At 56.9% G+C, this 16,386-nt stretch carries 10 protein-coding genes, 1 tRNA gene and 3 rRNA genes; 10 read left to right on the top strand and 4 right to left on the bottom strand.

Annotated elements, in window-relative coordinates; genetic code table 11:
* Window positions 1-308: 308 nt before the first annotated feature.
* From UM93_RS16075 to UM93_RS17775, 6 genes are all read left to right on the top strand, one after another.
* Window positions 309-1,844, top strand: a 16S ribosomal RNA gene (locus UM93_RS16075).
* Window positions 1,845-2,426: 582 nt separating this feature from the next.
* Window positions 2,427-5,554, top strand: a 23S ribosomal RNA gene (locus UM93_RS16085).
* Window positions 5,555-5,779: 225 nt separating this feature from the next.
* Window positions 5,780-5,896: ribosomal RNA gene (rrf, locus tag UM93_RS16090) — 5S ribosomal RNA — on the top strand.
* Together the 16S, 23S and 5S rRNA genes form the textbook arrangement of a ribosomal RNA operon.
* Before the next feature lie 116 nt (window positions 5,897-6,012).
* Window positions 6,013-6,606 (top strand): hypothetical protein, encoded by a 594-nt coding sequence (locus UM93_RS16095; protein WP_045076491.1) that lies wholly within the window; start codon window positions 6,013-6,015, stop codon window positions 6,604-6,606.
* Between the two features lie 104 nt (window positions 6,607-6,710).
* On the top strand, window positions 6,711-8,078 hold the full coding sequence (locus tag UM93_RS16100) for an FAD-binding oxidoreductase (protein ID WP_052664001.1): 1,368 nt from the start codon (window positions 6,711-6,713) through the stop codon (window positions 8,076-8,078).
* A 77-nt stretch (window positions 8,079-8,155) separates the two neighbouring features.
* Window positions 8,156-8,803 (top strand): hypothetical protein, encoded by a 648-nt coding sequence (locus tag UM93_RS17775; RefSeq protein WP_157874184.1) that lies wholly within the window; start codon window positions 8,156-8,158, stop codon window positions 8,801-8,803.
* Between the two features lie 53 nt (window positions 8,804-8,856).
* Here UM93_RS17775 and UM93_RS16110 read toward each other — a convergent pair whose 3' ends face one another.
* The 4 genes from UM93_RS16110 to otsA form a co-directional block, all read right to left on the bottom strand.
* Window positions 8,857-10,212 (bottom strand): DUF4032 domain-containing protein, encoded by a 1,356-nt coding sequence (locus UM93_RS16110; protein WP_045076493.1) that lies wholly within the window; start codon window positions 10,210-10,212, stop codon window positions 8,857-8,859.
* Between the two features lie 165 nt (window positions 10,213-10,377).
* Window positions 10,378-11,460 carry an ABC transporter ATP-binding protein gene (locus UM93_RS16115; RefSeq protein ID WP_045076494.1) on the bottom strand — a complete coding sequence of 361 codons (1,083 nt, stop codon included), beginning with the start codon at window positions 11,458-11,460 and terminating at the stop codon, window positions 10,378-10,380.
* 149 nt (window positions 11,461-11,609) lie between these two features.
* Complete coding sequence (gene otsB, locus UM93_RS16120) at window positions 11,610-12,380, bottom strand: trehalose-phosphatase (protein ID WP_045076495.1); 771 nt, start codon at window positions 12,378-12,380, stop codon at window positions 11,610-11,612.
* Complete coding sequence (otsA, locus tag UM93_RS16125) at window positions 12,380-13,795, bottom strand: alpha,alpha-trehalose-phosphate synthase (UDP-forming) (RefSeq protein WP_045076496.1); 1,416 nt, start codon at window positions 13,793-13,795, stop codon at window positions 12,380-12,382. Before otsA ends, otsB begins: the two co-directional genes overlap by 1 nt.
* Window positions 13,796-14,006: 211 nt before the next feature.
* Between otsA and UM93_RS16130 the strand changes: the two genes are divergently transcribed.
* The 4 genes from UM93_RS16130 (at window position 14,007) to UM93_RS16145 (ending at window position 16,345) form a co-directional block, all read left to right on the top strand.
* A complete protein-coding gene (locus UM93_RS16130) occupies window positions 14,007-14,918 on the top strand; it encodes a DsbA family protein (RefSeq protein WP_045076497.1) in 912 nt (303 codons plus the stop codon).
* A 164-nt stretch (window positions 14,919-15,082) separates the two neighbouring features.
* Window positions 15,083-15,159, top strand: a tRNA-Thr gene (locus tag UM93_RS16135).
* Window positions 15,160-15,310: 151 nt separating this feature from the next.
* The gene (locus UM93_RS16140; RefSeq protein ID WP_045076498.1) at window positions 15,311-15,529 is read left to right on the top strand and encodes a hypothetical protein; all 219 of its coding nucleotides are present in this window, start codon (window positions 15,311-15,313) and stop codon (window positions 15,527-15,529) included.
* 93 nt (window positions 15,530-15,622) lie between these two features.
* Window positions 15,623-16,345, top strand: a complete 723-nt coding sequence (locus UM93_RS16145) for an AAA family ATPase (protein ID WP_045076499.1) — start codon at window positions 15,623-15,625, stop codon at window positions 16,343-16,345.
* Window positions 16,346-16,386: the final 41 nt, after the last annotated feature.

Genomic DNA, 16,386 nt, shown 5'->3' on the forward strand with positions numbered 1-16,386 from the left:
CGTTCGGAAGGCGCGAATCCAACGCTGAATGACCCTTCTAGGGCATCATGAAGCATCTCGAAAATCGAGTCAGAAACGCCGGTGAAACCGACGATTTGACAGAGAGAATCGGGAAGGGTAAGTTAGAAAAGTTGCTCCGAACAGCCGCTGAGAGGCGGAAACGGAGTCAGCCTGTTGTTTGAGAACTCAATAGTGTGTTTTGTTTTTTGTTGATACCAATGTTTTTTGTTTTTGGTATTTGCTCGCTGATGCTGCGCCCCTGTGTGGTGTTGGTGGGTTGATGCTGGGAATCATTTTTTGTAATGAATTTTACGGAGAGTTTGATCCTGGCTCAGGATGAACGCTGGCGGCGTGCTTAACACATGCAAGTCGAACGATGAAGCGGTGCTTGCACCGTGGATTAGTGGCGAACGGGTGAGTAACACGTGAGTAACCTGCCCTTGACTTCGGGATAAGCCTGGGAAACTGGGTCTAATACTGGATATGACCTTTCACCGCATGGTGTGTGGGTGGAAAGATTTTTTGGTTTTGGATGGACTCGCGGCCTATCAGCTTGTCGGTGGGGTAATGGCCTACCGAGGCGACGACGGGTAGCCGGCCTGAGAGGGTGACCGGCCACACTGGGACTGAGACACGGCCCAGACTCCTACGGGAGGCAGCAGTGGGGAATATTGCACAATGGGCGAAAGCCTGATGCAGCGACGCCGCGTGAGGGATGACGGCCTTCGGGTTGTAAACCTCTTTCAGTAGGGAACAAGGCATCATTTTTGTGGTGTTGAGGGTACTTGCAGAAGAAGCACCGGCTAACTACGTGCCAGCAGCCGCGGTAATACGTAGGGTGCAAGCGTTATCCGGAATTATTGGGCGTAAAGAGCTCGTAGGCGGTTTGTCGCGTCTGTCGTGAAAGTCCGGGGCTCAACTCCGGATCTGCGGTGGGTACGGGCAGACTAGAGTGATGTAGGGGAGACTGGAATTCCTGGTGTAGCGGTGGAATGCGCAGATATCAGGAGGAACACCGATGGCGAAGGCAGGTCTCTGGGCATTAACTGACGCTGAGGAGCGAAAGCATGGGGAGCGAACAGGATTAGATACCCTGGTAGTCCATGCCGTAAACGTTGGGCACTAGGTGTGGGGGACATTCCACGTTCTCCGCGCCGTAGCTAACGCATTAAGTGCCCCGCCTGGGGAGTACGGCCGCAAGGCTAAAACTCAAAGGAATTGACGGGGGCCCGCACAAGCGGCGGAGCATGCGGATTAATTCGATGCAACGCGAAGAACCTTACCAAGGCTTGACATCAACTAGTAAGACTCAGAGATGGGTCCCCCACTTGTGGCTGGTTGACAGGTGGTGCATGGTTGTCGTCAGCTCGTGTCGTGAGATGTTGGGTTAAGTCCCGCAACGAGCGCAACCCTCGTTCTATGTTGCCAGCACGTTATGGTGGGGACTCATAGGAGACTGCCGGGGTCAACTCGGAGGAAGGTGGGGATGACGTCAAATCATCATGCCCCTTATGTCTTGGGCTTCACGCATGCTACAATGGCCGGTACAAAGGGTTGCGATACTGTGAGGTGGAGCTAATCCCAAAAAGCCGGTCTCAGTTCGGATTGGGGTCTGCAACTCGACCCCATGAAGTTGGAGTCGCTAGTAATCGCAGATCAGCAACGCTGCGGTGAATACGTTCCCGGGCCTTGTACACACCGCCCGTCAAGTCACGAAAGTTGGTAACACCCGAAGCCGGTGGCCTAACCCTTTTGGGAGGGAGCCGTCGAAGGTGGGATTGGCGATTGGGACTAAGTCGTAACAAGGTAGCCGTACCGGAAGGTGCGGCTGGATCACCTCCTTTCTAAGGAGCACCGATCATCCAGTTCGTTTCCGCATGGATTCGGGTGTGGGTGTGAGGAGTTAGCCCATTGCGAGAACGATTGTTTCTCGGTGGGTGCTCATGGGTGGAATATCAACAACATGTTGTTTGTGTGAGCGAATGATGTGAATTCTGTCATTGATGTGATGGCTGGGTTTTTGAGTACTGCTTGTTCTTCGGGATGGGCGTGGAAAGAGGGTCTGGTTGTTGCTGGGCGGGGTTGGATGAAACACACTATTGGGGTTCTGAAGCAACAGGGCCTTTCAGATTCTTGTGCTTGTGCCTTTGGGTGTGGGTGTGGGGTTTGAGGGGTTTGTTGTTTTAGTGTTCCTCCCCTTGTCACTGATCACTAGTGATGATCCTTTGGTTCTGGTTTTTGCTGGGGCTGGTGGGGTTGTTGGTGGTGTGTTGTGGGGGGTGGGGTTGTTGTTTGAGAACTGTATAGTGGACGCGAGCATCTTATAGAAGCATGCCCCTTCGCCGCACGTTGATGGTGGTTGATCATTCCTTTTGTGGGGTGGTTGGTTGCCTGAGTGTTTGGGGTGTGTGTTCTGGTTTTTGTGTTTGTAAGTTTTTAAGGGCGCATGGTGGATGCCTTGGCATTAGGAGCCGAAGAAGGACGTAGGAATCTGCGATAAGCCTCGGGGAGTTGATAACCGAACTTTGATCCGAGGATGTCCGAATGGGGAAACCCCGCTGCCTGTTATGGGTAGTGACCCGCAGCTGAACACATAGGCTGTGTGGGGGGAACGTGGGGAAGTGAAACATCTCAGTACCCACAGGAAGAGAAAACAATAGTGATTCCGTTAGTAGTGGCGAGCGAACGCGGATCAGGCTAAACCGTGTCTGTGTGATACCCGGTAGGGGTTGCAGGTACGGGGTTGTGGGACGCATTGTCCTGGTTCTACCGGGCCAGGGGGGTGAGTGTGCAGGTATAGGTGAACGGCTTTGAATGGTCGGCCAGAGAGGGTGGGAGTCCCGTAACTGAAATATTTTGCACCGCTCTATGTGTGTTTCCCAAGTAGCACGGGGCCCGAGAAATCCCGTGTGAATCTGTCAGGACCACCTGATAAGCCTAAATACTTCCTAATGACCGATAGCGGACTAGTACCGTGAGGGAAAGGTGAAAAGTACCCCGGGAGGGGAGTGAAATAGTACCTGAAACCATGTGCTTACAATCCGTCAGAGCTAGCTTGTTCTAGTGATGGCGTGCCTTTTGAAGAATGAGCCTGCGAGTTAGTGCTCAGTGGCGAGGTTAACCCGTGTGGGGCAGCCGTAGCGAAAGCGAGTCTGAATAGGGCGTTTGAGTCGCTGGGTCTAGACCCGAAGCGGAGTGATCTACCCATGGCCAGGTTGAAGCGACGGTAAGACGTCGTGGAGGACCGAACCCACTTCAGTTGAAAATGGAGGGGATGAGCTGTGGGTAGGGGTGAAAGGCCAATCAAACTCCGTGATAGCTGGTTCTCCCCGAAATGCATTTAGGTGCAGCGTTACGTGTTTCTTACTGGAGGTAGAGCTACTGGATGGCTAATGGGCCCTACAAGGTTACTGACGTCAGCCAAACTCCGAATGCCGGTAAGTGAGAGCGTAGCAGTGAGACTGTGGGGGATAAGCTTCATAGTCGAGAGGGAAACAGCCCAGACCACCAACTAAGGCCCCTAAGCGTGTGCTAAGTGGGAAAGGATGTGGGATTGCTCAGACAACCAGGAGGTTGGCTTAGAAGCAGCCACCCTTGAAAGAGTGCGTAATAGCTCACTGGTCAAGTGATTCCGCGCCGACAATGTAGCGGGGCTCAAGTACACCGCCGAAGTTGTGGCATTCATATTAGTGGTAAGCCTTCGTGGTTCAGCCGTATGGATGGGTAGGGGAGCGTCGTGTGGGCAGTGAAGTCGCGGTGTAAACCAGCGGTGGAGCCTACACGAGTGAGAATGCAGGCATGAGTAGCGAATGACGGGTGAGAAACCCGTCCGCCGAATGATCAAGGGTTCCAGGGTCAAGCTAATCTGCCCTGGGTAAGTCGGGACCTAAGGCGAGGCCGACAGGCGTAGTCGATGGACAACGGGTTGATATTCCCGTACCGGCGAAAAACCGCCCAAGCTAATCCAGTGATGTTCATTGCCCGAGCCCGGGCCTGTTACACCCTTCGGGGTGTTTGGTTTCGGGGGAGCGTGGTGTTCTTTGATCTGGTGCGGTTAGCGTATTAACAGGTGTGACGCAGGAAGGTAGCCGAGCCGGGCGATGGTTGTCCCGGTCTAAGCAGGTAGGCCGTTTCCTAGGCAAATCCGGGAAACATGTGGCTGAGACGTGATGGGACCCCCGTAGGGGGGAATTCGGTGATCCTATGCTGCCAAGAAAAGCATCGACGCGAGGTTTTAGCCGCCCGTACCCCAAACCGACACAGGTGATCAGGTAGAGAATACTAAGGCGATCGAGAGAATTATGGTTAAGGAACTCGGCAAAATGCCCCCGTAACTTCGGGAGAAGGGGGGCCCGGACTGTGATGAGGACTTTGCTCCTCGGAGCGGGTAAGGGCCGCAGAGACCAGGGGGAAGCGACTGTTTACTAAAAACACAGGTCCGTGCGAAGTCGCAAGACGATGTATACGGACTGACTCCTGCCCGGTGCTGGAAGGTTAAGAGGACCGGTTAGCTCTTCGGAGCGAAGCTGAGAATTTAAGCCCCAGTAAACGGCGGTGGTAACTATAACCATCCTAAGGTAGCGAAATTCCTTGTCGGGTAAGTTCCGACCTGCACGAATGGAGTAACGACTTCCCCGCTGTCTCAACCATAAACTCGGCGAAATTGCAGTACGAGTAAAGATGCTCGTTACGCGCAGCAGGACGGAAAGACCCCGAGACCTTTACTATAGTTTGGTATTGGTGTTCTAAGTGGTTTGTGTAGGATAGGTGGGAGACTTTGAAGCCATGACGCCAGTTATGGTGGAGTCATCGTTGAAATACCACTCTGATCACTTGGGATTCCTAACTTCGGCCCGTAATCCGGGTCAGGGACAGTGCCTGATGGGTAGTTTAACTGGGGCGGTTGCCTCCTAAAAAGTAACGGAGGCGCCCAAAGGTTCCCTCAGCCTGGTTGGCAATCAGGTTTCGAGTGTAAGTGCACAAGGGAGCTTGACTGTGAGAGAGACATCTCGAGCAGGGACGAAAGTCGGGACTAGTGATCCGGCGGCACATTGTGGAATGGCCGTCGCTCAACGGATAAAAGGTACCTCGGGGATAACAGGCTGATCTTGCCCAAGAGTCCATATCGACGGCATGGTTTGGCACCTCGATGTCGGCTCGTCGCATCCTGGGGCTGGAGTAGGTCCCAAGGGTTGGGCTGTTCGCCCATTAAAGCGGTACGCGAGCTGGGTTTAGAACGTCGTGAGACAGTTCGGTCCCTATCCGCTGCGCGCGCAGGAAATTTGAGAAGAGCTGTCCTTAGTACGAGAGGACCGGGACGGACGAACCTCTGGTATGCCAGTTGTACCGCCAGGTGCACCGCTGGTTAGCTACGTTCGGAAGGGATAACCGCTGAAAGCATCTAAGCGGGAAGCCCACTTCGAGATGAGATTTCCATACACATTTTTGTGTGAGAGGCCCCCAGCTAGACCACTGGGTTGATAGGCCGGATGTGGAAGCGAGGACTAACGACTCGTGAAGCTGACCGGTACTAATAGGCCGATAACCTACAACACACACCAACATCAGTGAATATTATCCTTCAAAAGAATATTCACACCATGATCTGGTAAAAACACCTGCATGCACGCGTCCACTCTACGGTCCCCAACCAACAAACCCACCACACACGGCGGCTACGTTGACACCGGGAACCATATAACTACATACACGCAACACACGTAACACAAAGACTTCCCCACACCCTGGAAAACCCCAGGTGATGTGGCGGAAAAAGAGTTACGGCGGCCATAGCGTGGGAGAAACGCCCGGACCCATACCGAACCCGGAAGCTAAGCCCCACAGCGCCCATGGTACTGCACTCGGAAGGGTGTGGGAGAGTAGGACACCGCCGGACAACCCTTACGTGAAGCCCCCAGAACAAAGGCAACGACGCCAAACCTGGGGGCAACACACTTTAACACCCAAAACAACCACACCACCACACGGCCAGGCGCAAGCCGAGAAGATGTCATGGCGTTTCTTGAATTACCCAATCCTCTGCCTGCTGAGTTGACCACAGGGCACTTCTCGCTCCGACCAATTCGTGCAGATGATGCCGAGTTGGACTATCAGGCCGTCATTGAAACTCGCGAGCAACTGCGAAGCTGGGAGCAAACCTCCTGGCCAGACGAGGGTTTCGCTGTCGAGGACAACCGCCAGGACTTGCTCGGGCTACAAACGCGACATGACGATCGTCAAGCTTTCACCTACACGGTGCTCGATCCTAGTGCTACCAACTGTCTGGGTTGTGTCTATGTTTTCCCGACTGACGCGGCTTTCCTCGCAAAATCGACAGTGACCCCGGTGAGCCACGACGCTTGGCAAGCCGTTCAGGCTGTGGTCTATTTCTGGGTCCGAACTACTGCCGTCCAAAGACAGCTGGATAGAGAGCTGCTTAGTGCGCTCCGCAACTGGTTCGGTCTGCACTGGGGTTTCGACCGGACTGTTTACGTAACTAGTGAGCTGTTCACCCAGCAGGTGGAGCTGATTGAAGGCACAGATCTCGAGGTGAAGTTTGAACTCAGGGAGCCCGACAAACCCGGTCGATACTTGATCTTCGGCTAGTAGTACCATCGAGTGCAGGGATCTGCGGGCTACGGGACCTGAATAGCGTGCAGATCTTCACACTCGGCGTGAACGCTGCCATCGCAATGACTACTATTGAACTCATGTCTGCTGAGCATCCTTTCTTGCCCGAATTATTTGCTGCTTTGCCGGAAGGAGCCGTCAGCTCGGCCGCGGAAGACCTAAAATACTATGCTGTAGACCAGGGCCCGGTGCTCGATCTACAGCTTCCGCTAGCAGTGGTCTGGCCCGTTGAGGTTGGCCAGGTGCAAAAGGTGGTGAGACTCGCTGGACAGCACGGTATCTCCGTCATCAGCAGAGGCGCCGGAACCGGTGTCTCCGGTGGCGCCCATGCCACGGAAAACTCAATCGTGCTCAACCTGGAGCGGATGAACCAGATCCTGGAGATCCATCCCGAAGACGAGGTCGCCATCGTCGAGCCAGGGGTTATCAACCACCAGCTGAACGAGGCGGTGCGCCCTTACGGACTAATGTACGCTCCCGATCCAGCTAGTTACCGCTACTCCACCTTGGGCGGCAATATTGCGACGAACGCCGGCGGGCTACGCTGCGCCAAATATGGGGTGACGAGAGATTCGGTGCTGGCCCTCGATGTCGTCCTTGCCGACGGTTCGCTGATTCATACCGGCCACCGCACCTTCAAAGGTGTCGCCGGCTATGATCTCACCGCGCTGTTCATTGGCTCTGAGGGGACACTGGGAATCGTGGTGGGGGCCACCGTGCGGCTTAAATACCTACCGATTAACTCCCGTACTCTGGCGATCTTCTTTCAGGACTTTAGGACTGCGGCGGCCGGGGTGCTCGCGGTGGGTAAGGCCCGAATCCAGCCAGCCATTATGGAATTGCTGGATGGTGCTTCACTGGTGGACATCGACCAGCGAATGAACTCTACCTTGCGCGCCCGCGGTGGCGCTTTGCTACTGATCCAAACCGACGGATTTGGTGCCGATGCAGAAGCGGATGGTATTGCCGCAGCGGTAGCGCCACTCGGTGGCACCCTCTATCTGGAGGATCCCGAGGAAGCTCATCGACTGCTAGAGCTCCGACGTAACTCGCGGGGCATGGATGCCGACCTGGACACCCGGGTCGGTGAGGACATCGCCGTGCCACGTTCTAAGCTGGTCGACTACATCGCGGAGACTGAGCTGCTGGCTCAACGGCATCGGGTGAATGTACGCGTGGTGGCACATGCCGGAGACGGTAACCTGCATCCGACGTTCTGGATCGAGGAAGCGAGCGATGAAGGTATCGAGAGACTGAACAAAGCGCTCGATGAGTCGGTTGAACTGGCACTCACCATGGGCGGAACAATCACCGGGGAACATGGTGTCGGGCAATTTAAGCTCCGCTGGTTGGGGCAGGAAATAGCGCCCGAGGTGCTTGCTCTCGAGCATCGACTGAAGCGACTCTTCGACCCGGCAGAACTGCTAAACCCTGGCAAAGCTATTTAGCGACCCTGATATTCCGGGGCTGACGATGATATATTCGTTGGCAGTGACTTTTACCACATGGAAATCATGAGAATTCAATGAGATTTGGAACCGTCAGACTTTACGCGCGCAGAGCCGCTGCCGTTGCCGTTATGAGCAGCGTGTCCCTATTGGGCTTGACTGTTGCCGCCCAGGCTGAGCAAGCCGCGCTAGGGCCTGTCTCGCAACCAACACCGAGCAGTGAGGGCCAGCATAAGACCCCCTCGGCCTCGCCTTCCTCGAGCGGCAGCGCGCTACCCAGCAAAACACCCACTAGCAGCACCCAGTCGACGGCGCCCGTGGTCAAGCTGCCTCCAGCGGTGAATCAGCGTAAGCCCGTGCCGCCACCTTTGCCGAGCCAGATTGCCACCCCTCGTCCCGAGGTCAAGGGCAGCGATCAGCCAACGACTACCTCAGCGGTGCCTAGCCCAAGCGTCACTAGCTCCACGGCGACTCCAACAAAGACCAGTAGTTCAGCCTCGCCAAGTCCAACCACCTCAACAAGTACGTCGAGTAGCGCCACGAGCTCGGAAACTCAAACACCTGAACAGGCCAGTACGAGTGCGCCGGCTCCGGCCTCGACCTCGACCAACCTGCCAGGACCGAATATCGGCATGCTGCTCCTCATCGTCGCCGCAGTAGTAGTGGTGGCCGGCGGCGCGATTGCCATCTTCATGGTTAATCGTCCGAAAGCTGCGCATCGCTAAAGCCCGGCGTGCCGAACGGCGGACTGGGGTCTGATCAGCGAACGATCAGTTGTTCAGTCGTCCTCAGCGCCGTCGAGTGTTCCGCCTTCCAGCAATTTCATGGTGTCGGTATCGGCGGTGATGATCAGCGCTGCCTCATCCCGTCGGTGCCTGAGCACGGTGTCAATATAGGACTGCACCGCCTCAGCGAGGGGCACATTGCGGTCTAGCTTCTCAGAGATGTACCAGCGGTGCTCTAAGACCTCATGAACCACTTCGGCGGGTTCCAGTTTTCCGGAGAGCTCGCGCGGGATAGAACGCACAATTGGTTCGAAAACATGGCGCACCCAGGAATGAGCACTGATTTCCTCATCCAGGTCTGGATTATTATCTGCCCGGTAGGTGTCCATATCGTTGAGCAACCGTCGGGCCTGGTTCTCTTGAGCGTCGAGGCCGGTGAGCCGGAGCAGCCGCCTTTGGTGATGCCCGGCATCGACGACCTTCGGTTGCAACTGAATGGTGGAGCCCTCGGGGTTGGTCTTGATAGCGTACTCTTCGACGTCGAAGCCCAGTTCATTGAGGCGTCGAATCCGGGCACCTACCCGCCAACGTTCGCCGAGTTCAAAGGATTCCTTTTCGGTCAACTCAGCCCATAATCTACGGTAAGCATCCATAATCAGCTCGCTAGTAGCTACCGGGTCCACCTCGCCGTCGATCAATCCTCCCTCCAGGAGGTCCATCAGCTCACCAGCGATATTGACCCGCGCAATCTCCAGATCGTACTCCCGCTGCCCGCCGGAGAGGTCTGGATAGAGCTCGCCGGTTTCAGCGTCGACTAAATAAGCGGCGAAGGCACCCGCATCGCGGCGAAAGAGAGTATTGGAAAGCGACACATCGCCCCAATAGAAGCCAATCAGGTGCAGCCGAACCAACAGCAAAGCCTGCGCGTCGATAAGCCTGGTCAGGGTGTCTTTGCGCAGCATCTGCGAGAACAGCGCCCGGTAGGGCAAGGAGAATTTCAGGTGCCGGGTGACCAGGACCGGATCGAGAGCAGTTCCGTCTGTCGTGGTACGCCCGGTGATTACGGCGACCGGTTCAACACAAGGCACATCGAGACGCTGTAGCTTGCGCAGCATGTGATATTCGTGGCGTGCCACGTGTTCGCTGGTTTCCTTCACCGCGATCACCGATCCACCGAGGTGGGCGAAGCGCACCACGTGCCGAGAGATGCCGCGGGGCAGCGCCGCCAGGTATTCGCTGGGCCAGTCTTCCAGAGGCAGTTGCCAGGGCAGGTCGAGCAGCTCCGGATCGCTAGCAGCGGCGGTGATATTGAGGGAACCCAGCACCGAGGCAGGCGGGGCGGACTCTCTGGGCAGCTTGCCGAGTTGCTCAAAGTCGGTGGGTTCGTCCCGCCATCGGGCGTCAGTCATGATTTTTCTTTCCGAGAACGGCAATGGCTCCGGACTTCATCGCCGCTTCAGCGAGGCGAAGTCCGGAGCCATTGTGGTTAATAGCTTCTCCTAAATTGGGAGCGTCCCAAGGAGTCTTGACGAGAGACCTGTTCCGCGGAACAGGAACCAGGAGCCAGGACTCTGTTAGTCTCCCAGACGCAGACCTGAGCTGCTGTCGAAGAGATGAACGTGGCCTTGTTGCGGCCGCACGTGCACGGTCTCGCCCTTCATCGGTGGGCGGCGGCCATCGACGCGGGCGACGATATCGTGATCCTTACCGTCTAGCGTGGTGTGGCCGTAGACATAGGCGTCGGCGCCGAGTTCCTCCACCACATCGACCTCGACCGGCAAGCCTTCGCCGCTCGGGTCAGTTTCCAGATCCTCAGGGCGAACACCAAGGGTTACCGTGTTGCCCGCGGCATCATCGAGAACTTCGCGCTTCACCGGGTAAACCACGCCGCCGAACTTCACGCCGCCGTCGACGGTGGGTAGTTCAAGCAGGTTCATCGCTGGGGAGCCGATGAAGCCTGCCACGAAGACGTTCTGCGGGCGATCGTAGAGATTACGAGGCGTATCCACCTGCTGCAGGATGCCATCCTTGAGCACCGCAACGCGATCGCCCATCGTCATGGCTTCGACCTGGTCGTGGGTCACGTAGACGGTGGTGACACCCAGCCGACGAGTCAACGAGGCGATCTGGGTGCGAGTCTGCACACGCAGCTTGGCATCCAAGTTGGAAAGCGGCTCATCCATCAGGAACACTTGCGGGTTACGGACAATAGCCCGGCCCATCGCGACGCGCTGACGCTGACCACCGGAGAGAGCCTTCGGCTTGCGGTCCAGGTAGGGTTCGAGGTCGAGCAGCTTGGCCGCTTCGCGCACGCGCTGCGCCCGCTCTTCCTTGCTGACGCCAGCGATCTTGAGCGCGAAGCCCATATTATCCGCCACCGTCATATGCGGGTAGAGCGCGTAGTTCTGGAAGACCATCGCAATATCGCGATCCTTTGGCGGCATATCGGTGACATCGCGGTCACCGATCAGAATACGGCCGGCGTTGACATCCTCAAGCCCTGCCAACATCCGCAATGAGGTGGACTTACCGCAGCCAGAGGGGCCGACCAGAACCAGGAACTCGCCATCGGCGATTTCAATGTTGAGCTTGTCAACAGCGGGCTTTTCAGTGCCCGGGTACAAACGAGTTGCGTTATCAAAAGTAACTGTAGCCACAGTTATCTATCCCTTCATCGGCAGGTACGTGCCGAACGATCCGTAGTGAATGGTTGATATTCAGTTGTGCAATCAACTATCGCACACTTTTTAGGTGAGCTGCATCACACTTCAGTGATCGGTTCAGCACAAACCTTGAGTACTGATGCTCAGCGCAGCACGTTACGTCGGTGCGCCAGCAGCAGTTGAAGTAACTCTGCGGTTTGTGCGACCGAGTCGATCCTAAACTCCGCAGCGGTATCGCCCTCACCAACTTTCACCCCGACGTCGCCGGCTCGGAGGGCTCTAAAACCGTTCTCGTCGGTGGTGTCGTCCCCAGCGAAAAGCAGAGCTGTCGCGGAACTCCGCTCACGAAGCAATTCAAGACCCTGGCCCTTATCGACTTGAAGCACCGAGGCTTCGAGTACCTGCTTGCCCCGGTGGGGCGCGAGCGGCAAGGTTTGCAGCGCCTGCTCTGCGAGAGCCACCGCGCGCTCCGCACTACGTTCGTCTGCTTGTCTGGTGTGCAGCACGACGCCGGCCGGTTTGTGCTCCACTGTGACACCTGGATATTGCCCAGCCACCCGGTCAAATATCTGGCTAACGGCGGCCAATAGCTTTGTTTGCTCGGCGTTGAGTTCAAGCGCTGGTTCAGCTGGGCCAAACCAGCGCTCTGCGCCGTGGCTGCCGACCAGCAGAGTGCGCTGCGGTGGTTGAGCAGCCATTCGGAGGCTGGCCAGCGCTCTGCCGGAGATCAGCGCAGTGCTGGTGCGGGGAAGCTCGGTGAGCGCAGCGAATGCCGCAGCGTTCTCAGGGAGCGCCCGGGCGTCCTCCGCTCGGGGAACCAGTGGTGACATGGTGCCGTCGAAATCCATCGCCACCAATAGTTGTTCGGTGCCTGCAATTTCTTCAACGGCGCTCCGCAACGCTGCGCTGAGCATCAGCGGTTCCGCAATTGCTGGAGGAACTCTTGAGACCAACGCTCCACGTCATGATCGAGAATTTGGCGGCGCATTAGCCGCATTCTCCTCGCCGACTCAGCAGGGCTAATAGTGATAGCAGCCATGATGCAGTCCTTGAGGCCGTCAATATCGTGAGGGTTGACCAGCAGAGCTTGCCGGAGTTGATCTGCGGCTCCGGTGAACTCGCTGAGTACCAGGGCGCCGTCGTTATTTGCTCTAGTTGCCACATATTCCTTGGCTACCAAGTTCATTCCGTCGCGCAGCGCGGTGACCAGCATGACGTCAGCAGCCAAGTAGAGAGCCACCATCTCATTGAGTGGGTAGCTATGGTGCAGATAGCGAATGGCAGTGTGCTCGATAGTATCGAAGGTGCCGTTGACCCGCCCGACGGTGCCTTCTACCTCCTCGCGCAGGGTGCGGTAGCTTTCCACCCGCTCACGGCTGGGACTAGCGACCTGGATAAGCGTCACGTCACCGACGTTGAGCCTGCCCTCCTCAAGCAATTCGCCGAAAGCTTTGAGCCGGTGCCTAATTCCTTTGGTGTAATCGAGTCGGTCGACGCCGAGCAAAACCGTTTTCGGATTGCCAAGGTCTGCCCGGATTTGTTTGGCACGTTGTTGGACCTCCGGGGTGGCGGCTAGTGCCGAGATCTGTCCGGTGTCAATGGAGATCGGGAACGCCTCAGCCCGGGCACTGCGGCCGTCAAGCTGAATTTCGTTCTGCTTCACCGTGACATCGACGTAACGGCGCACACAGCGCAGGAAGTTGCTGGCATCGTTGGGCCGCTGGAAACCGATCAGATCGGCACCGAGCAGGCCCTCTAAGATAGTTCTTCGCCACGGCAATTGGGCGTAGATTTCCAACGGCGGGAACGGGATGTGATTGAAGAACCCGATCCGCAGGTCCGGTCTGGCCTCTCTGAGATATTTCGGCACCAGTTGAAGCTGATAGTCCTGGACCCAGACGGTCGCCCCCGGCGCGGCGGAGGTGGCGACTGAATCGGCGAAGCGTTGATTGACGGTGCGATACGACTCCCACCAGGTGCGGTGAAATTCCGGCGGGGCGATGACGTCGTGATAGAGCGGCCAGAGGGTGGCATTGGCGAAGCCCTCGTAATAAAGCTCAACTTCTTCGGCGCTGAGCGCCACCGGGATCAGGCGCATTCCGTCGTGGGTGAAGGCTTTGAGTTCCTCGTCGGGTGCGCCATGCCAGCCGACCCAGGCACCTTCGGACTTTCCCATTACGGGGGCTAAGGCGGTGACGAGTCCGCCAGGGGAGCGTCGCCACCTATCGGTGTCCCCGGAACCTTCAATTCGGTCTACTGGCAAGCGGTTTGACACCACGATGAAATCGAACTTCTTGCTATTTTTCTTGGTTTTACCGTTAGACGGCATGCCCGGCTCCTAGCGTAGTGGTCCCGCCATCAGCTTAGTCAAAGTTGCTGGGTCAAGGATAAGTTGGCTTCACGAAGACGTCGAAGCAGGCTGGGGGAGTGCTGTGGGTTTTCCGGGTATCACCGGCTGAGTGCGGATTACTCGACGATTTGCCTCTAAAATGGTGAAGTTGACTATTCACGGCGTGAGCCGCGCACAGACATGGGGAACGATGAGTTCACAGGACCGACCGAAAATGACCAAGGCAGAACGCACGGCCGCAGCGCGAGAACAGGCGCGACTGATTCGGGAAGCAGCAGTGAAAAAGCAGAAGCGGAATGGCTGGCTCATCCGCGGTGGCGTGATTGTGGCAGCGCTCGCGATCATCGCCGTGGTCGCCTTGATCGTGGTCACCACCATGCAGAATAACGCGCCGATTGCCGATAAGGGTCCGGTGGCCGCGAATATGAACAGCTACGGCGGCGCGGTCATTGGCAAGGACAGCAAACTGGTGCCACCCGCGCAGCCTGCCGGCGAAGTAGATAAGAGCACGGTTCCGGCCGAACCGACAGCGCCGCCGTCGGCGATGACCGACACCGCCAACATTGGCATCGCGGCCACGCCGAAGGGCAAACCCGCTCAGGTCGTGATCTACCTGGACTTCATGTGCCCGTTCTGCAATAGCTTCGAGAAGACGAACGCGGCCGCGCTGACTGAGATGGCTAATGCTGGCACCATTACGTATGAGTATCGTCCGATCACCATCCTGGATCAGCTCTCCTCCGGCACGAATTACTCTTCGCGTGCAGCTGCTGCCGCCGCCGCAGTTGCCAATACTGCGCCGGAGAAGTACCAGGAATACGTTAGTAAGTTGTTCGCGAACCAGCCTCAGGAAAACAGCACCGGTCTCAGCAACGATCAGCTCAAGCAGTACGCCAAAGACCTCGGCGTGAACATTGATTCTGCGGTTGATAACCGTACTTACCGACCGCAGGTTGCCTACACCAACCAGTTGGCGCTCGCCCACGGCCTGAAGGGAACTCCGACGATCTTCGTTGACGGCAAGGTCTATCCCGGTAACCCGCAGACCAACTACTCGGACTTCAAACAGTTCGTTGAGGGCATCATCGCGGCCAAGAAGTAACGAGCTCAGCTCGAACTCCGAATGCCTGCCACGGCTAGCCGCCCTGCGGAAGCCGTGGCAGGCATTTTTGTGCCTGAGCTATCTGAGCTAAACTTGTTCAGGCGCTTTCAGCTCTGATTCTGAGTTCAGTTTTGTTCTGCTCTGTTTTGTTGGATTGCGCCGATGCCTCCTTAGCTCAGTTGGCCAGAGCACCTGTCTTGTAAACAGGGGGTCGCCGGTTCGAATCCGGCAGGGGGCTCCAATCCCCTAGCATCGCCGAGTGTGCAGATACGCAGCTTTTGAGGGCGATTTGAGATGTTGATCTGCACACTCGGAGGCCCAAGTCGTCTACAGTTAGCTCTAAGCCAGCCTTCCCACCGCGGCTGGTCAGACAATGAGTAAGGGGAAACCTCATGGCCGCGATAACCGATGACGGTGACTATGTGCTCTTCTACAACGGCGAATCCGTCGGCAATATTAGTTTTGCCGAGGCGAAGACGGTGCATCGCGCGATGGTCAATGCAGCCAGCGGCTTGGGTGGCGTTGTCGAGATCGATCATGGTGGGCTAACCGAGACCTTCCTGATCACCCCTGGCGTTGCCGTGGTGCTGAAGAAGGTTCGGGCCGCTTAGAGTGGGGAGTTAAGCCACCCTCGGTAAATTCCTGATAGGCAAGAGTCGACAGTCCCCTCGTTGTTTGTCGGGGGCCTCTGCAAGAATGACGAAATGGCGTTTTCTTCGTTCCCGATCCGTCGAGTGATCGAAGACCCTCGACATGCCCTGAGTCGAAATCAGTGGCCAGCTACCCTAGCTCCGGTTGCGCAGCTCCTTGAACATGGCTTGGAGCTGACTGCGGCGACAGTGCTGGTTGGAGAGAACGGTTCAGGGAAATCGACACTGATCGAGGCGATTGCCTTGGCTTATGGCCTCTCAGCGGAAGGCGGTTCGACCGGCGCTAGGCACAGTACCCGGCGGACGGAGTCCGCCCTGTCAGATCACCTGCAACTGGTTCGGAACGCTGGTGCCACTCGTCGGGGATACTTTCTGAGGGCCGAGACGATGCATGGTTTCTTCAGTTATTTAGAGCAGAACCCCAGTACGACTCGCTCCGATCTACCTTTTCACGATATGTCGCACGGGGAATCTTTCTTACAGCTGACCGTCGACCGGTTTCAGGGCGCAGGTTTGTGGGTGCTCGACGAACCTGAATCGGCGCTTTCCTTCACTGGCTGTCTCAGCCTCCTAGCGACCTTGAAAGGTTTGCTCGCCGAGGGTGGATCACAGGTTATTCTGTCGACACATTCGCCGGTGCTCGCCTCTCTTCCCGGTGCGCAGATTCTTGAACTCGGGGAGTGGGGCTGGCGTCCTCGTGATTGGGATGAACTGGACCTAGTGAGTAATTGGCGTTCCTTTTTGAATGCGCCGGAACGATACTTGAGGCAGCTCTAAAGTAAATCTTCAGCCTCCAGGTCGCGGAGTGTCAGCCAGCT

The organism is Psychromicrobium lacuslunae (assembly GCF_000950575.1).
Lineage (GTDB): Bacteria > Actinomycetota > Actinomycetes > Actinomycetales > Micrococcaceae > Renibacterium > Renibacterium lacuslunae.

Excerpts from the sequence above, each read along its gene's own strand:
- UM93_RS16095 (WP_045076491.1), top strand. The coding sequence starts at position 6,013 with ATGGCGTTTCTTGAATTACCCAATCCTCTGCCTGCTGAGTTGACCACA.
- UM93_RS16100 (WP_052664001.1), top strand. The coding sequence starts at position 6,711 with ATGTCTGCTGAGCATCCTTTCTTGCCCGAATTATTTGCTGCTTTGCCG.
- UM93_RS17775 (WP_157874184.1), top strand. The coding sequence starts at position 8,156 with ATGAGATTTGGAACCGTCAGACTTTACGCGCGCAGAGCCGCTGCCGTT.
- UM93_RS16110 (WP_045076493.1), bottom strand. The coding sequence starts at position 10,212 with ATGACTGACGCCCGATGGCGGGACGAACCCACCGACTTTGAGCAACTC.
- otsB (WP_045076495.1), bottom strand. The coding sequence starts at position 12,380 with ATGCTCAGCGCAGCGTTGCGGAGCGCCGTTGAAGAAATTGCAGGCACC.
- otsA (WP_045076496.1), bottom strand. The coding sequence starts at position 13,795 with ATGCCGTCTAACGGTAAAACCAAGAAAAATAGCAAGAAGTTCGATTTC.
- UM93_RS16130 (WP_045076497.1), top strand. The coding sequence starts at position 14,007 with ATGAGTTCACAGGACCGACCGAAAATGACCAAGGCAGAACGCACGGCC.
- UM93_RS16140 (WP_045076498.1), top strand. The coding sequence starts at position 15,311 with ATGGCCGCGATAACCGATGACGGTGACTATGTGCTCTTCTACAACGGC.
- UM93_RS16145 (WP_045076499.1), top strand. The coding sequence starts at position 15,623 with ATGGCGTTTTCTTCGTTCCCGATCCGTCGAGTGATCGAAGACCCTCGA.